The organism is Oleiphilus sp. HI0079 (genome assembly GCF_001635105.1).
In genome coordinates, this window is sequence record NZ_LWFT01001231.1 from 1 (window position 1) to 793 (window position 793).

Annotated in this window: 1 protein-coding gene and 1 pseudogene; both read left to right on the forward strand. The window is 49.1% G+C overall.

Annotated elements, in window-relative coordinates:
• Positions 1-159 (forward strand): annotated as a pseudogene (locus tag A3750_RS25470) (23S rRNA (uracil(1939)-C(5))-methyltransferase); the annotation flags it as partial.
• A 15-nt stretch (positions 160-174) separates the two neighbouring features.
• The coding region (locus A3750_RS21775; RefSeq protein ID WP_156498827.1) for an HD domain-containing protein at positions 175-793 on the forward strand (619 nt) is incomplete at its 3' end.

A 793-nucleotide genomic window follows, 5' to 3' on the forward strand; every position in this document is an offset into this window, starting at 1 on the left:
GCCAAGCGTATCGTGTATGTGTCGTGTAATCCTGCAACCCTGGCACGAGATGCCGGTGTGATTGTAGAAAAAGGCTATCGATTGGTGAAGGCAGGTGTCATGGATATGTTTCCGCATACCTCACATGTTGAATCGATTGCACTCTTTGAAAAGGCATAGAAGAAACGTAGACCTATGGTCAAAGTTCGTGAAGACTACATAGCTAATCGTTCTCCTGAACAGGGGATAGAGCAGTGGCTGATTAACCTTGCTGATGAGACTCAGATAGACGATCTCGACAAGGTTCGTCTAGCTTGTTTTGCAGCCCTCGAATACAGCCAAACGCCCTCTCACCCAGAGCGCTACTGGAGTAATTCAAAACACGATACCTTTCTCATTGGTCTCGAGATGGCACAGATACTCGCCGAGCTCGATCTGGATCAAAACGCGATTATTGCCGCTATTTTGTATCGTGCTGTGCGAGAAGAGAAAGCTACGGTGGATGCCATCCGGAAAAAATTTGGACCAGAAGTCGCAAATTTGATTGATGGTGTTTCTCAGATGGCTGCAATATCGTCGACCCATCAGCCATTCAAGGGGTCGGTTCTTGGGCAGACGCAAGGTCAAATCGACAACGTGCGCAAAATGCTCGTGACCATGATCGATGATGTTCGCGTTGTACTCATCAAGCTTGCCGAGCGCACGTGCGCAATTCGATCTGTGAAAGATGCGACTCCTGACAAGCGACAGCGCGTCGCACGGGAAGTGTTTGATATTTTTGCGCCGCTAGCGCATCGGCTTGGCATCGGCTATA